This window comes from Microcoleus sp. S13_C3 (assembly GCF_036700905.1).
GTDB lineage: Bacteria > Cyanobacteriota > Cyanobacteriia > Cyanobacteriales > Microcoleaceae > Microcoleus.
The window spans coordinates 1-16,684 of record NZ_JAUBPT010000078.1; the positions used below are offsets into that span (position 1 = coordinate 1).

A 16,684-nucleotide genomic window follows, 5' to 3' on the forward strand; every position below is an offset into this window, starting at 1 on the left:
CCCCATGCCCCATGCCCCATGCCCCATGCCCCATGCCCCATGCCCCATGCCCCATGCCCCATGCCCCATGCCCCATGACTATTGACTGCTGATAACTTTGATGATTCTTTCACCTGGATTGAGGTCAAAAACTCGATCGCCCGCAGCATCTTTCCCCCAAAAAGCTATAGCATCAATAGTCGATCGCAGCAGGCGGCCAGAATTAGTAAAAAGTTTGACATCCGTACCCGGAACAGCCTGCAGCAAGCCAACTAAAGCATCTTTAGGCTCTGAGAAACGAAAAGCTTGAGTGCCAATTTCGCCCCTGTTAGTAAGTCTGACAGAACCTGCAGGCATTCGTTTTGCCCAACCCAACTCGGAAAATAGCACCAGACTGTCGTCCGGGTAGAGAGTGATGCAACCCACCAACTGTTCCTGCTTCCGCAACCTGGTTACTTGTGAACCCTGGGCCGCGCGGCCCATTGGCGGCAGTTGTTCATCATCAATCTCAAACCGGAGGACTCTGCCTCCTGAAGTTGCGATCGCCACTTGCTCGCCGACTTTACCCAGACTCGCACAGCGCAGCCGATCGTCCTCCTTGAGTTTAACAACAGTAACGCCACGATTAGTCAAATCAGCAAATTCCTGCATCGGCAAGCGCTTAATTTTCCCTTGCTGAGTCAGAGTTACTAAATCTGCAGCTTCCGAATTTTCCGGCAAAATAAAGTGTGCGACTGTGATTTCCGACAAAGCGCGACCGGCACTTTCTTTGGTAGCACTCGGCGACAACAAACTAACGATCGGCGTTCCCCGGTCTTTGGCGCTACTACTAGGAATATCGGCCACTTTCAGCGGGTAAGCTTTGCCGTTAGGAGTTAAGACGACCAAAGTGCGATCGGTTTTCGTCAGATTTGCCGTCACAATAAAATCTTCATTTTTTTCTAAAGCTGAAACCGATTTTTCGCGACTTTTCGAGCGTGGTTTTTCCCCAGGCGGCAAGCGCCGCACGTACTGCTTGTGCGAAAATTCAACTATAGTTTCCTCTGCCTCTAGAACGGGCAATAAGTTAGGCTGAATCGTTGCCGGCGACAACTGCTTCACCCCAGAATTTTTCTTGCCAGAAAATTGTGATTCGGCGTTTGCTGCGCGTGCAGTTCCATTGGCGAATTTAGTGCGGCGGGGGTCAGCGTACTTGCGTTTGAGCGATCGAAATTCCTTCTTTAAAGCCTTCAAAAGTTCGCGCCTGTCGCTCAACAACCGCTGCAATTCTTGAATATTAGCCATCAACTCATCAAACTCAGACTGCAAATTTTGCCTTTCCAAACCAGTCAGCCTACGCATAGGCATCGCCAAAATCGCATCAGCTTGACTTTCGCTCAAATTGAGGCGAACTTGGAAAGTTTGCTTAGCAGTAGAGCCGTCAGGAGAATTTCTGAGAATGTCGATCGCTGTATCGAGATTTGTCAAAGCCAACATTAAGCCTTGGACAATATGACAGCGGCGTTCTGCAGCTTGCAACTCGTAATTGTAGCGGCGGGTAAGAGTCACTTCCCGGAAATCCAGAAATTCCTGCAACAATTGTCTGAGCGTCAACTGTCGCGGTTGACCGTTGACAATTGCCAGCAAAATCGCGCCAAAATTTGTTTGCAGGTCAGTTTGCTGGTAAAGGCGAGCGAGAACCGCTTCTGGGGTAAATTCCCGCTTGAGTTCAATCACCACTCGAATCCCTTCGCGATCGCTCTCGTCACGCAAATCAGAAATACCGTCGAGGCGGCCAGCATTGACCAACTCCGCCACCTTTTCAATCCAAGCCGCCTTATTTACCTGAAACGGAAACTCCGTCACCACGATCGCCGTTTTAGTACGCACCTTGCGATTACCTGGCACCTCTTCCACCCCGGCCACACCCCTGACCGCAATGCTGCCTCGACCCTTAGTGTAGGCGTCAACAATGCCCTCTGTAGCGACGATTTCCCCTCCGGTTGGAAAATCCGGGCCTGGAATCAGTTCTATCAACTTCTCGTCGGATAGTTCCGGGTTTTCAATCAAAGCAATTAAACCGTCTACCACCTCCCCCAAATTGTGCGGCGGGATATTAGTTGCCATGCCCACAGCAATGCCCGTACAGCCGTTGAGTAACAGAAACGGCAACTGAGCAGGCAGCGCCGTCGGTTCCTGCTGGGAACTGTCAAAGTTAGCAGTAAAATCAACAGTTGCATCGCCGACTTGGGTTAGCATAGCTTCGTGGGCGATCGGTGCTAGCCTCGTTTCCGTATAGCGCATAGCAGCCGCCGGATCATTGTCCACCGAACCGAAATTGCCGTGACCCGCCAGTAAAGGATAGCGGCTCGAAAACTCCTGAACCATGCGTACCAGAGCGTCGTAAACCGATTGGTCGCCGTGGGGGTGATATTTTCCCAAAACATCTCCAACTACCCTGGCGCACTTACGGTAAGGTCGGTCTGGCGTCAGACCGAGTTCGTGCATCGCATATAAAATTCGACGGTGAACAGGTTTTAAACCGTCGCGGACATCAGGCAAAGCTCGCCCGACGATCACACTCATGGCATATTCGAGGTACGATTGCTGCATCTCGGCGTGCAGAGGCGTAGAAATTACTTGCCCGGAAAGTAGGTTGAGTTGTTTAGCCATGAGTCCTTGTGTCCGTTAATTCCTGAGTGAAAACAGCCTCTGTCAATAATGCCGAGGTTCCCTGTCTCGATTTAAAAGCGTTTGCAGCAGGCGAACCGAAAGTTCGACCCAACCGCCCAGTTGAAGAATAAAAATAAACTTAACTTGTGAAAGCAGAATCAGAGTCCCGAAGACGGGCCACACTGGCCTCTTACTCTCCACTCTTACCCTAACCTCTATGTTGCCTTCATTTGTGTCTACCTGTCTATTTACCTTCTGCCGTGAGAAGGTTGATTCACAGGAGAACACGGAATGCCAGAAACTCAGAACGTAGTGAGGCTGTAGCTCTTCCTAGGAAAGCATCACGAGGGACTTGAGTCCCCGTCAATCCATGATAGAATTTAATTGCAATTAGGAATAACCATCTACACGAAGAAATATTATATTCAGGAGAAACCCCAGATTGATCTCGTCTCGGTATAGTCGTAGCTTGGATCAAGCAGCAATGGTAGACGATCGAGCTTACCGTATTTTGGCAAGCGTGATGGACTCCGAAAGTATTAAAAAAGAAAAGTAAGCGGAATTGGAATACCTCTGGTACTGGTACTTGTTCTGATCGTGTAGAGGCGACTGGACTGTCAGTAACCCCGGTCTAAAGACACGGGGCTTGCAAGAGAAATCTGGCAAGCCGTACTGACCAGACTAAGGCTTAATTGCCTACGTTTTGAGAGTCACGACACCCTGTGGATGTGTAGCTAGTCCCCTGCTCTGTCATCTGCAATTAAACAGTTCTAAGGTCACTGGAACAGTGTTGCAGGTCTAACAAGCTCTCGAAACATTGTCGAAGCTAACATTACCCCATTCATGGGAGGCACAACCAGTGCAAAATACTATGCGTACAGGATTGGAAGATTGGAAGCGGTAATTGTCGCGTTGAAAGTGCAATACAAAAGTACACTCCCGTTAACCAATCCCAAGGCGGTAGTAAATCAAAAATATAAAGCCGTGCTTCTAGCACTGGGTTTCTACCCATTTTTTCTGATGAGGGAAGTCCAAGTTTTGGGCTTATTCAACCATAGAGCGTGGCCCTGACTCGCTGAGAGTGTCAAAAATGCCGATATTGATGAATTCATCAGTCAAAAGCTCTCCTGGCGATATCTCCTAGTCTGACATCCCCTTGATGAACGCAAGCGTCGATATTTTCAGCCGTTTTGAGGGGTTAAAACTGAGTATTAGGAATCTCCAACAATCCCCGCTCGATTCGCTACTCCGAATGCTGTGGCGACGGGAGTATGTGAATAAACATGGCTTGATTCTAATGAGGAAGAAGGAAAATAATTATCACACATTCCCGAATCTAATACCAGTTCAAAAAATAGTGCAACTGTAGGCCCGTGTTCCAAACGGATATCCAGTCAATCAGTTCCCATCTAAAATCTAAAATCTAAAATCTAAAATCTAAAATCTAAAATCTAAAATCTAAAATCTAAAATGGTAGAAGCCGAAGGCTTGACCGAAAGAGAGGATACTATAGTCCAGGACGCACGGGTAGTCAGAAACCGGGTTTTTTCATAGCAAGAGTTCGTTATAGCCCGCCGAAACGATCAAAAACCCGGTTTCGAGGCGTCGTCCATCCGTCCTGGATTGTACTAGAAACCTGCTACCTGAGAATCTTGAGACTCTCACCAGTTCCAGGTCTAGTTATAAAAAAGAACTAAACTGTCTGTGTGTAGTAGTCTAAATGATGGTACTGGATGCTTCTAGGCATCTGTAAACCCTCTCACAGCTAGTGGCTCAAGGATATACATACGGGTTTTGCAGGGTTCCCGGCTGATGGCGCTAAAAACTCTGCATTTTTGACGGGGATGTAGTCCCCGTGCCGTGTTCCTCTTTGGACTAAAGTCACAAAGTTTCTATACTTCCCATATTTATTTATGAAAACCGTTCTGATTGTAGAGGACGATTTGGTTAATGCTCGGGTTTTTTCCAAAATTCTGACTAAGCGGGGGGGCTTAGCCGTGAAGCACACGGAAAATGTTGAAGAGGTGATGCAGATTGCTGCCAACGGCGAAGCTGATTTGATTTTAATGGATGTGTCACTTTCGCGCAGCGTGTACCAGGGCAAATCTGTTGACGGCATTAAGATTACTCAACTGCTCAAAGCTGACCCGCAAACGGCCTCGCTGCCGATTATTTTGGTGACTGCTCACGCGATGGCTGGTGATAAAGAAACATTTCTGGATCAAAGCGGTGCCGACGGTTACATCTCTAAACCTGTGGTAGACCATCAAGAGTTTGTTAATCAAATCAAGGCTTTGCTGCCTGATTGAGTGAACCATATATGCAGAAGGAATAAGAAGGAAGAAGGAAAAAGGAAGAAGGAAGAAAGAATTGTTTGTTTGAACCAACAAACAATTAAAACTCTCTTATTTACAAAGTTTGCTTAAACTCTGAATCTTCCTTCTTCCTTCTTCCTTTCTATGTCTCATCGCACAATGCTATGAGTTCGCACTTGTAATTTGTGAGGACAAATTTGAGATTTTTATGACGAGTGAAATAGGAGTGTGCGTTGCGACGAGGAGCGAAATTATTCGATCGCCCCGTGCAACATCATTCACTCAGCTCATTGCAGAAGCTAAACTGCGATTAGTCTTCATCCTCATCGAAGTCAAAACCAATATCATCTTCATCGTCAGCGTCAGGCCCCAAGGCATCGTCTTCAGACTCAGCGACAAACTCGTCTTCATCAACCTCAACTTCCTCAAAATCCTCATCAGGCTCAAGATCGGCTCCGCGGCCAATTTCATAGCCGCTTTCGATCGTGTAAGCACGGCGGGCAGTGCGATCGTCAAGTACGACATCTTCTTGTAAATCGTGGATGTCGTCATCAAATACGGCACCATCAAAACCCGCATCCTGAACCCCAGCATCCTCATAGGCATTGAAGCCAGTACCGGCAGGAATCAGGCGGCCGATAATGACATTTTCCTTGAGGCCCCGCAGCCAGTCAGATTTACCTTCGATCGCAGCTTCGGTCAACACCCGCGTTGTCTCCTGGAAGGAAGCTGCGGAGATGAAGCTATCTGTATTCAGCGAGGCTTTGGTAATTCCCAGTAAGACGGGAGTATAGTCCGCCGGCGCCCCGCCAGTAATTGACATGGCTTCGTTCACTTGTTCTACTTGTCGCAACTCTACTAATTCGCCGGGGAGCATGGTGGTATCGCCGCCGTCTTCCATCCTGACTTTGTTGGTCATCTGGCGGACGATGACCTCGATGTGTTTGTCGGAAATATCGACGCCCTGAGACTGATAAACTGACTGCACTTCGTTGACTAAAAAGGTCTGCACTTGCTGGAAACTCTCTAAGGCTGCTTCAAAGGTAGATTGCCGCTCTTTGAGTACGTGGAAGAATACTTCGAGTATTTCGTGAGGGTTGGCGGGCCCATCGGTCAAGGCTTCGGCGACGCCTACGCGCTGTCCATCGGATACGATGGGGTTTTGACCGGGTAATAGGGGATATTCTTCAATCCGGCCGTCGTCCTCAATGACGGCAAGTTCGACAATGTCGTCGTCTGTGACGACGCGAGCTGTGCCGGGTCGCTTGGCTAATATGCAGGCTTCTTTGGGCTTTCGTCCTTCGAGAAGTTCTTCAATCCGGGGCAAACCTTGAATGATGTCTCCAGTTTTTGCGCGCTCAAATACGAGAATGACTAGGTTGTCGCCCCGCTGCACTAGGTCGCCGTCGTCTACGTGCAGGACTGCACCGGCGGAAACCCGGTAAGGACGGGCTACCCTGAGCACAAGTTTGGCGGGTTCTGTCTCGGAGGCGGGGACTATTTTTACGACTTGGCCGGATTCTTCGAGTGTAACTCCGGGGGCTATTTGGGTACCGGCGACGAGGAGTTGACCGGGACTGACGCCGGGGGTACTGGCTACGGAGATGGAAATGGAGTCGGCATCTCGCATGACTAATAGGCGGCGTACTGGTTCGCCGTGGCCTTCGCGGATGCCTCGGACGATGCCGGCTTCTTTGCAGAGAATTTCGGTGCGGGCGACTACTGCTCCGGGGGCGATCGATTGTCCATCTTCGACTAATAGCCGGGTGTGGGTGCTGCCTTGGGTGGGGTCGGCGGAGACATCTCGCCGAATTACGAGGGATTCCAAAATTACTAGCTGCAAGCGGAAGGTCTTGGAGGTTCGATCGCTCCCATCATCCACGGCTACCGCCAACTCCTGCGACGCATCTTCGGCGGAACCCCAAGCGGGCCCAGAACCATCGGCGCCAAAAGCTGTAGCATCTTCTTCGTCCGGCAATAGCTCGATATCTGCGGCCAGTTGCGGAGCTCCGGAGCCAATTTCCAAGATAAGCTGAGTCCGCAGTAGTTCCAATCCTTCGACTGATTTGACGCGCTCTCCATCTTTGTAAGGAAGTCGCTGCACTGCTTTCAAGGAGATGGACTCGTTGAGGGCGGTCTGTGAGGGCACGGGTGGCTTGTCGGGTACGGGAAATTCGACGACGGGCCGCAGCAATAAAGCGGGGCCTTCGGGGGTTTCGATATATTCGGCATAGCCCAATTCTTCGGCAATCAAGCCTGGGAAAATTTCTTGGCCGGCGTTGACGATTTGACCTTCTCCGAATGTTAGGGGGGGGCGGTCTACTACATGGAGGGTGCCTGGTTTGATGACTATTTCCCGGAGGATGTCGTTTTTCTGGGTGATTTCTACTGCTCCGCTGGTTTGGCAGAAGATGTCTTTGACGACTTCTGTGCCGGCTTCGACGTATTGGCCGTCTTCGACTAGGAGGAGGGAGATGTCTTTGTTGACTTCGTGGCACTCTTCTGGTATCCAGAGCAGGGTGCCGCCTTTGACGACTTCGTAGCCAAGTTTGGCTTTGCCGCGCTTGTGGACTTCGACTCCGCCGTATTTGACGATGCCTCCTGTGGCGGTGCGGTAGCTGTCGTCGAGGAGTTCGGCGACGACTTCGCCGTTGATGACTTTGCTTCCTGGGGCTGTTTTGAGGGAAAACCGCTGTTTGGAGGATGTTTCGATGGTGTAGTGGTCGCGGCCGCCTGCGCTTTCGGCGCGGACGACTGCTTGGTCGAGGAGGACTTGGGCGGTGATTATTTCGATTTCTCTGGGGTCGGCGATGCGGACTACGCCGCCGTGTTCGGAGATGAGTTTGGTTTCGGCTATGACGCTTTCGGCGGGGATGCGATCGCTGTTTTTGACTGCTGGTTCGGCGCCGGGGGGGAGGTTGTAGACTTCTCCTGAGAGGATCCAAATGAGTCCGCCTTTGCTGGCGGTGCGGGTGGTGTTGCCTTGGCGATCGGTTTTTTCTTCTGGTACTAGGTCGGCAAATTTGGCTTCTCCGGCTAGGTCGGAGGCTACGTCTGTGGTGACTTTTTCGGTGGTTTTGCGGGCGGCGCGTCCGACGATGGGCACTTCTGCTAATACTTGGCCGGGTATGGCGCGCTGTCCGTCTTTGACCATGAGGGTGGAGCCTTGGACGATGGCTAGTTCGATTTTGAGTTTTTGATTTTTGGCGCTGGTTTTCCCTTCTTCAAATCCGTCGCCTTCAAATACAAGTTTGCCGTTGTTTTCGGCGACGAGTGCTTCTTCGCCGTGTCTGGTGCGGAAGGAGCGGGTACGCAGGTTTTTGAATTTGACTGTGCCGGGGAAGGGGGCGCGTTCTTGTTTGGCGACTTCTCCGGTGAATACGCCGCCGGTGTGGAAGGTACGCATGGTGAGTTGGGTTCCGGGTTCGCCGATGGATTGGGCGGCTATTATTCCGATGGCTTCTCCCATGTCTACCATTTTCAGGTGGGCGAGACTCCAGCCGTAGCAGTGTTGGCATACGGATCGGGTTGATTCGCAGGTCAGGGGCGATCGTAGGTACACTTCGCCTACTCCAGAGTTACCAATTTCTCCTGCTAATTCATCGGTGATTGGCTGATTTCGGACTGCTTTCTCGCTGCCATAGGTGACAATTTCTCCTGTTTTGGGGTGCTGGACATCTCTGGCCAATACGCGCCCTAGCAATCTGTCTTTGAGGGGTATGAGCACTGTTGCTCCATCGGTCATGGGTCGGACTCGAATTCCGCGCTGGGTGCCGCAGTCTACTTCCCGGACGATTACGTCTTGGGATACATCGACTAAGCGGCGAGTGAGGTAGCCTGAGTCTGCTGTTCGCAAGGCTGTATCGACTAGGCCTTTGCGTGCGCCGTAGGAGGAGATGATGTATTCGGTGACGGTGAGTCCTTCGCGGAAGTTGGTTTTGATTGGTAGGTCGATGATTTCTCCTTGGGGGTCTGCCATCAATCCGCGCATTCCGACTAGCTGTCGGACTTGGGAGATGTTTCCCCGTGCTCCGGAGAAGGCCATCATGTAGACGGAGTTCAGGGGGTCTGTGGCTCGGAAGTTTTTGACTACTTCGTCTTTGAGGTCTTCTGAGGTGCTGTTCCAGGTGTCGATTACTTTTTGGAAGCGTTCGACTTCGGTGATTTCGCCTCTGGTGTATTTTTGTTCGGTGATGCGGATTTCTTCTTCGGCTGCATCTAGGAGCGATCGTTTTGATGGGGGTACTTGTAGGTCGTCTACGCTAATTGAAACTCCGGCTCGTGTCGCAAACCGGAAACCCAGGTCTTTGAGTTTATCGGCCATTTGTGCTGTACGGGCCGTTCCGTAGTGCATAAAAGACCAAGAAATTAACTTTTTGAGCTGACCTTTGTCAACAACTCGATTGCGAAAAACAATTTCCTTATTTTCTGTCATTTTTCTGAGTAGTAGTAGTAGTAATTGGTAATTGGAGTATTGACGCAGGAGGCTCTCTTGCTGCGAGGCAGAGGGCAGTAGTAAGTAGTAGTAAGTAGGTTGGGCCCGTGGAACGAACCCCAACATTTCACTCACCCAACATTTCACCCACCCCTCCTTAACCCAACTGTATTTATTAGTAATTAGTAAGTAGTAATGGGTAACTTTTCTAACTTCAATCACCATTATTTATTAGCGATTACTTATCAGTCATTACCCACCACCCCTTACCCATTACTTCCTAATTATTTATCACCGACTCAATAGTTTGGTGATAAATAATCCTGCCCGGAGTAGTGCGAATAAACTGATTAATCACTTTACCCTCGCCATCTTCCCGAACCCGGCGGAACTTATATTCCTTCGTCACCATGCCGTCAGTCGATCGTTCTACTTTCAGCGGTTCTCCTTCTGGTTCTGTGTTTTCGATAGCGCCTTGAAACCTCACCCACACATAAGAGTGCAAGTCAACAACTCCTTGCTCATAAGCTACAACTGCGTCGGTGAGGTTGGAGAAGTAGTGACCGGCTCCTTTTTGAGCGTCAGGATTTTCGGCTGTCAAGTAATAGCAACCGAGCACCATGTCTTGAGAAGGAGTAACGATCGGTCTTCCGGTTGCCGGCGACATAATGTTGTTAGAAGCCAGCATCAGCAACCGTGCTTCGGCCTGAGATTCCAGAGACAATGGCACGTGTACGGCCATTTGGTCGCCGTCAAAGTCGGCGTTAAAGGCCGGACAGACTAGCGGGTGAAGCTGAATTGCTCTCCCGTCTACCAAAATCGGCTCAAAGGCTTGAATCCCCAAGCGGTGCAGGGTGGGGGCGCGGTTTAGCATTACTGGGTGTCCTTCAATCACTTCCTGAAGCACGTCCCAGACGCTGGGATCGTTGCGCTGAATCAGTTTTTTGGCTGCTTTGATGTTGTTGACTAATCCTTGGCGGATTAGGCGGTGGATGACGAAGGGCTGGAAAAGTTCGATCGCCATTTCTCTCGGCAATCCGCACTGATGAATTTTCAGTTTCGGGCCTACCACAATCACGGAACGTCCGGAGTAGTCAACCCGTTTCCCCAGCAAGTTTTGTCGGAAGCGGCCTTGTTTCCCTTCAATGATGTCTGAGAGTGATTTCAGGGGGCGGTTGTTTGCTCCCACTACTGTCCGGCCTCGGCGACCGTTGTCAATCAGCGCATCCACTGCTTCTTGCAGCATCCGCTTTTCGTTGCGGATGATAATCTCCGGCGCCAGAATTTCTTGCAGTCTGGCTAAGCGGTTATTGCGGTTGATGACTCTCCGATAGAGGTCGTTGAGGTCACTGGTTGCAAAACGGCCGCCGTCTAGCTGCACCATCGGCCGCAAGTCGGGGGGAATCACGGGAATCACGTTGAGAACCATCCAATCGGGTTGAGAACCCGTAGCGATGAAGTTGTCAATAACCCGCAAGCGTTTAATTAACTTTGCCCGTTTTTGACCCTTAGCATTAGCAATATCTTCCCGCAACTTTTCCGCTTCACTTTCTAGCGGAATATTTTGCAGCAAAACTTGCAAAGCTTCAGCACCTATGCCTACTTCTACGCCCGTCAGCGTGGAATCTTCGCTGTAAAGTTCGTCTTCTATTTCCAGCCAAGCATCTTCTGTGAGCAATTGCTTGTATTGCAGCTTTTCTGCATTACCTGCATTTAGGACCACGTAGGCATTGAAATAAACGATTTGTTCGACATCTCGGAGCGGCATATCTAACAGAATTGCCATGTAACTCGGGATGCCTTTGAGATACCAAACGTGAGCTACGGGAGCCGCTAATTTGATAAATCCCATCCGGTGACGGCGGACGCGAGATTCAGTGACTTCTACACCGCATCTTTCGCAAACAATGCCTCTATGGCGAACTCGTTTGTACTTGCCACAATGACATTCCCAATCTTTTGCAGGCCCAAAAATGCGCTCGCAAAACAAGCCATCCATTTCAGGTTTTAACGTGCGATAATTTATGGTCTCCGGTTTTGTCACCTCTCCAGTAATCTGACCGTTGGGTAAAGTTCTCTCTCCCCACTGTCGAATTCTTTCTGGTGAAGCTAACCCAATCTTGACGTAATCAAAGCGTTGTTCTATTTTAGCCATTCTTGACTCCAATTAATAATTTACAGTCGATTATTTGTGGTTGTTTATCTTTTTTGGTTGCTTGTTTCACGGCTTAAATCAATGTTATACTCCTCTATATGTGACGTGATTTTTAATATCAGAGATGACACTTGACGATACTCCAAAGTCATCAGCGATTTTAGAGATTGATTCTCTCGCTCTAATTCTTTTTCGTACCTCAAGAGCTTGCTCGAAAGTCAATTTGCGATCGAGATATCCACCCATGCGAGGAACTGGAACCTCTTCGCCTGCTTCCTTCCAAGTGACGTGATACTTAATATCGTGTATGGTTTTGCGACCAACACTGTATTCTTGAGCTACATCCTTCACTCTCTCTCCTGCTGCTAGTTTTTGCCTAATTTCTCGCACCTTTTCCCAGTCTAATTTGGCATTAGAAAGGGGATGACTTTTGCCTTGAGTGCGTCCTTTCTTAGAAGCATCTAATAAATTTTGAGTGCGAGTTCCACCCCAAAGGTGTTCTGGATTAATACAACTGGGAGTATCGCAGGTATGACAAGCATCCATCGAAGTGGGAACTTCACATCCTAATTTCTCTGCTAAAACAGCACGAGTAACTGATTGGGATTTCCCATTTTTAAAGTACCTGCCATAACCACCTTGACCATCCTTTGCACCTTGAAAAATTATGCAGCCGCTGTCTTGAATTTCTCCTACAAAACCGGGGGGAACTGTAGTGAAGTTATGGGGGATTTTTGCCTGAAGTATCTTAGTAATAGTGTCATACTGTACGCCATACTCTTTTATTAGGTGGCTTTTGATGGTTCCAGCTAAATATTTACGCTGAATTTCCCGAAGTTGTTCGATCGATAGTTTACCAATACCGGGAATACTTTTGCGTCGGGGAGTTTTGCGATCGCGCCCCATCATCTGCTGCGTATTCTCAGCCGCAGTTCCAGCTACGAGATGTGCTGGGTTGATGCAGCTTGGATTGTCGCAGGTGTGGCAAGCAAAATAACCGGAATCTAGAAATCCTGGTATCTTTGATTCGATCACTAATCGGTGGACTAATACCGTTTTGCCTTCGATCCACTTGCGCCCGTAACCATTTTTGAGCTTACTCCCTTGCCAATTAATACAGCCAGTCTTCTGGTTCAATTCTCCTTCTATTCCTGGGACAACTGTTACAATTGTCACGTCAGCGTCTCTCCTCTTAAGAGCGTTGATTCGCCTCAGCAGTGGTACGAACACTGCTGAGGCATTTTAATTTGAGATTGCCGATTAAAGATTAAAGAATTGAATGCTGTCAAAAAATCTTTAATCTTTAATCTAAAATCTTTAATGCCTAATCCTCGTCAAGTTCGTCACGAGAAAGCGATTCGTAAGTAGGCCGGGAGGGCGATCGCTTGCCCCCAGCATCTGCCATCAAATCCACCTCAACGTGTTCGCTGCCCTCGTCGGACGTATTCACCTTGTGCACGGCAATATCCAAGCACAAAGACTGCAACTCCCGCATCAGCACCTTGAAAGATTCCGGCGTACCGGGGCGCGGAATAGCTTTGCCTTTAACGATCGCATTCAGCGCTTCATTCCGCCCCTGCATATCGTCCGACTTCACAGTCAGCAACTCTTGCAAAGTATAAGCTGCGCCGAACGCTTCCAGAGCCCAGACTTCCATTTCTCCGAACCGCTGACCCCCCTGCTGCGCTTTGCCGCCCAAAGGCTGCTGCGTTACCAGCGAGTAAGGGCCTGTGCTACGGGCGTGGATCTTATCGTCTACTAAGTGCACCAGCTTCAGCATATAGGCGATGCCGACTGTGATCGGGCGATCGAACGGTTCCCCAGTTCGGCCATCGTAGACAATAGTCTTGCCGGGGTGCTTTTCGTTAAACACCCAAGGCTTGCCGGTTTTTTCGCGTGCCTCCTGTAGCTTGCCGTGTACAGTTTCCCGCGACTTTTCAGCCCCGTGCATTTCATCAAAAGGCACCATCTTGAACCGCATCGACAGATTTTCGCCCGCCCATCCCAGCAAGCACTCAAAAATCTGACCTACGTTCATCCGCGACGGTACGCCCAAGGGATTGAGCACTATGTCCACGGGAGTCCCGTCGGGCAAATAAGGCATATCCTCCATCGGCAGAATCCGGGACACAATACCCTTATTTCCGTGGCGGCCGGCCATTTTGTCGCCGACTTGAATCTTCCGCTTTTGAGCCACGTAGACGCGGACGACCATGTTGGCGCCGGGGGGCAGTTCGTCGCCCTGTTCGCGGGTAAACACCCGCACGTCCACCACGCGGCCTTTTTCGCCGTTAGGGACGCGGAGGGAATTGTCGCGCACGTCGCGGGCTTTTTCGCCGAAGATTGCCCTCAGCAGTTTTTCTTCCGGCGGTTGGTCGGATTCGCCTTTGGGGGTGACTTTGCCGACTAGGATGTCGCTGGCTTCTACCCAAGCACCTTTGCGGATAATCCCCTGTTCGTCTAGCTGGCGCAGCGCGTCTTCGCCGACGTTAGGAATTTCGCGGGTGATTTCTTCGGGGCCGAGTTTGGTTTGACGGGCTTCGATTTCGTATTTTTCAATGTGGATCGAAGTGTAGACATCTTCGTACACCAAACGCTCGCTAATTAGCATCGCGTCTTCGTAGTTGTAGCCTTCCCAGGGCATATAAGCTACGAGGATGTTGTGACCCAGAGCGAGTTCTGCCCCTTCGGTGGAGGAACCGTCGGCGAGCACTTGACCTGCTACGACTCGATCGCCCTCATAAATCAGCGGACGCTGGTTTAAACAAGTATCTTGGTTAGAGCGCTGATATTTTTGCAGTTCGTGTTCGATGCAGCCAGCATATTTTTGCTTCCAAACCGAAGGCTGTTTCACCTTGAGATCGTCGTATTCCCGAATCAGGAAAAGTTCTTCGCTGGAATTAGATTCGGCATCTACAGCCAGGGGTTTGACAATAATCCGGGTAGCGTCGATGTAAATCACCTCGCCGTCGATCCGGGAAACCACAACCATCCCGGAATCTCGCGCCGCCTGAGCTTCCAAGCCCGTACCGACTAGGGGCCGTTCTGGTTTCAGTAGCGGCACAGCTTGCCGCTGCATATTCGATCCCATCAGAGCTCGGTTGGCGTCGTCGTGTTCCAAGAACGGAATCAGCGATGTCGCGACGGAGACGATTTGCACGGGCGAAATCGCCATGTAGTCCACCTGCATCGGAGTGGTGGTAGTAAATTCTTGGCGGTAGCGGACTGCTACGGTTTCGCCCAAGAGGTTGTTGTTTTCGTCGAGGCTGATGTCTCCGGGGGCGACGCGCAAATCGTCTTCTTCATCGGCTGTCATGTAAACAGGCGCTTTGTCGCGCAGCACCCGTCCTTTTTCTACTGGATAAAAAGGAGTTTCGATGAAGCCGTAGGGGTTGACGCGGGCGTGGGTTGCTAAGGAACCGATCAGACCGGCGTTGGGGCCTTCTGGTGTTTCGATCGGGCAAATCCGGCCGTAGTGGGACGGGTGAATGTCCCGTACTGCAAACCCGGCACGTTCGCGAGTCAAACCTCCAGGGCCCAAGGCGGAAAGCCGACGTTTGTGAGTCAGTTCTGCCAGAGGGTTGGTTTGATCCATGAACTGGGATAGCTGGGAGGAACCGAAGAATTCCTTGATTGCTGCTACCAGCGGTTTGGGGTTGACCAGAGAAGCGGGGCTGAGGGAGTCGGCATCCGAGACGGTCATTCTTTCGCGGATGATCCGTTCTAAGCGGTTGAGGCCGACTCGCACTTGGTTTTGCAGCAGTTCTCCGACACTGCGGACGCGACGGTTGCCTAAGTGGTCGATGTCGTCGGTGGAACCGATGTCGAATTCGAGGTTAATTAAGTAGTCGATCGCCGTCAAGATATCTTGCGATGTCAGCACCCGCGTGGTATCGGGGACTGTCAAGCGCAATTTTTTGTTGAGTTTGTAGCGGCCGACTCGGCCCAAATCGTAGCGTTTGGGGTCGAAAAAGCGCGAGTTGAGGAGCTGTTCGCCGCCCGCCACGGTGGGGGGTTCACCGGGACGTAGTTTGCGGTAGAGCTCCATCAAAGCTTCTTCTTCGCCGAATTGTCCTTCTTTCTCGATCGTTTTTTGGAAGTATTCCGGGTGGCGCAGGGAGTCGTAGATTTCCCCGTCTGTAAGTCCGAGGGCTTTGAGCAGCACCTGGGCCGATAGTTTGCGGGTTTTGTCGATTCTGACCCAGACTAAATCGTTTTTGTCTGTCTCGAACTTGAGCCACGCGCCACGGTTAGGGATCAGACTGGCGTTGTAGGAACGGCGACCGTTTTTGTCGGTTTCGGATTTGTAGTACACACCGGGGGAACGCACGATTTGGTTGACAATCACCCGTTCGGCGCCGTTGATAATGAAAGTGCCGCGCTCGGTCATCAATGGCAAATCGCCGATGAAGACTTCTTGTTCTTTGATTTCCCCTGTTTCTTTGTTAATCAGGCGGGTGGGGACGTACATTTGCACCGAGTAGGTGCTGTCCCGGCGCTTGGCTTCGTCCACATCATATTTGGGGCGCTTGAGTTTGAAGTCTTTGCCCATGAAGTGGAGTTCCAGCTTGCCCGTGTAGTCTGTAATCGGGGAGAAGCTGTCGAGTTCTTCGATCAGCCCGGCTTCTAGGAACCAGCGAAAACTTGCCCGCTGGATTTCGATCAAATCGGGCAAGGTGAAGGCGAATTCTGTGTAATCTTTAGTGGTCATGGGGGTCCTTTTTCCGCAGTGGCTCTAGCTTTTTACATGGCGCCAAGGCAGGGCTTTTTTACCTTGTTGCGTTTTTTTGATGGATTGTGTGAGAGAATTTATATGATGTTTTCGATCGCCTGCCAACTGCTGCAACGGTTATTATTGCTGGTGGCTCGCAGTATTTTTGTGCGGATTTTAGTTTCGATCGAGATGCTTTTAGCTCTGATCTCGTGGTATCCCGGGCTGAATTCCCTACACTTTTGACTCCTAAAATTGACTTGACAGCTATTGCCAAATTGCTGAGGTTCCAAGTTTCTTCTGATGTGTAAGTTTGAGTGTGTAATTTTGAGGTATTGCGTGAAGTTTTGACCGATCCCGAAGGTTAGCGTACTCGCATTGTGTTGGTAGTTTCCGGGCGACATCGCAGTCGCGGAGACTAAGCCAACGCCCGATCG

At 50.4% G+C, this 16,684-nt stretch carries 7 protein-coding genes; 2 read left to right on the forward strand and 5 right to left on the reverse strand.

The genetic code is table 11. The annotated features are described in order from the left end of the window. Window positions 1-78: 78 nt before the first annotated feature. Window positions 79-2,631, reverse strand: coding sequence for a DNA topoisomerase (ATP-hydrolyzing) (locus QUA16_RS20855; RefSeq protein WP_333107024.1), 2,553 nt, complete (start codon window positions 2,629-2,631; stop codon window positions 79-81). A 1,913-nt stretch (window positions 2,632-4,544) separates the two neighbouring features. Between QUA16_RS20855 and QUA16_RS20860 the strand changes: the two genes are divergently transcribed. Continuing rightward, window positions 4,545-4,940 (forward strand): response regulator, encoded by a 396-nt coding sequence (locus tag QUA16_RS20860; RefSeq protein WP_006632892.1) that lies wholly within the window; start codon window positions 4,545-4,547, stop codon window positions 4,938-4,940. A 316-nt stretch (window positions 4,941-5,256) separates the two neighbouring features. On the opposite strand, the gene QUA16_RS20865 is transcribed toward QUA16_RS20860, so the two are convergent. The 4 genes from QUA16_RS20865 to rpoB all read right to left on the reverse strand — a co-directional run bounded on the left by QUA16_RS20865 (window position 5,257) and on the right by rpoB (window position 16,247). Then, a complete protein-coding gene (locus QUA16_RS20865; protein WP_333107026.1) occupies window positions 5,257-9,381 on the reverse strand; it encodes a DNA-directed RNA polymerase subunit beta'' in 4,125 nt (1,374 codons plus the stop codon). A 280-nt stretch (window positions 9,382-9,661) separates the two neighbouring features. Continuing rightward, on the reverse strand, window positions 9,662-11,536 hold the full coding sequence (locus tag QUA16_RS20870; RefSeq protein ID WP_333107027.1) for a DNA-directed RNA polymerase subunit gamma: 1,875 nt from the start codon (window positions 11,534-11,536) through the stop codon (window positions 9,662-9,664). Window positions 11,537-11,620: 84 nt separating this feature from the next. Next, window positions 11,621-12,712: an HNH endonuclease gene (locus QUA16_RS20875; protein ID WP_333107028.1), complete on the reverse strand. Its 1,092-nt coding sequence runs from the start codon at window positions 12,710-12,712 to the stop codon at window positions 11,621-11,623. Between the two features lie 148 nt (window positions 12,713-12,860). Next, window positions 12,861-16,247, reverse strand: a complete 3,387-nt coding sequence (gene rpoB, locus QUA16_RS20880; RefSeq protein WP_333107029.1) for a DNA-directed RNA polymerase subunit beta — start codon at window positions 16,245-16,247, stop codon at window positions 12,861-12,863. A 36-nt stretch (window positions 16,248-16,283) separates the two neighbouring features. On the opposite strand from rpoB, the gene QUA16_RS20885 reads away from it, so the two are divergent. Continuing rightward, window positions 16,284-16,493: a hypothetical protein gene (locus QUA16_RS20885; protein WP_333181317.1), complete on the forward strand. Its 210-nt coding sequence runs from the start codon at window positions 16,284-16,286 to the stop codon at window positions 16,491-16,493. The last annotated feature ends 191 nt before the right edge of the window (window positions 16,494-16,684 follow it).

Excerpts from the sequence above, each read along its gene's own strand:
- QUA16_RS20870 (WP_333107027.1), bottom strand. The coding sequence starts at position 11,536 with ATGGCTAAAATAGAACAACGCTTTGATTACGTCAAGATTGGGTTAGCT.
- rpoB (WP_333107029.1), bottom strand. The coding sequence starts at position 16,247 with ATGACCACTAAAGATTACACAGAATTCGCCTTCACCTTGCCCGATTTG.
- QUA16_RS20860 (WP_006632892.1), top strand. The coding sequence starts at position 4,545 with ATGAAAACCGTTCTGATTGTAGAGGACGATTTGGTTAATGCTCGGGTT.
- QUA16_RS20855 (WP_333107024.1), bottom strand. The coding sequence starts at position 2,631 with ATGGCTAAACAACTCAACCTACTTTCCGGGCAAGTAATTTCTACGCCT.
- QUA16_RS20865 (WP_333107026.1), bottom strand. The coding sequence starts at position 9,381 with ATGACAGAAAATAAGGAAATTGTTTTTCGCAATCGAGTTGTTGACAAA.
- QUA16_RS20885 (WP_333181317.1), top strand. The coding sequence starts at position 16,284 with ATGGCGCCAAGGCAGGGCTTTTTTACCTTGTTGCGTTTTTTTGATGGA.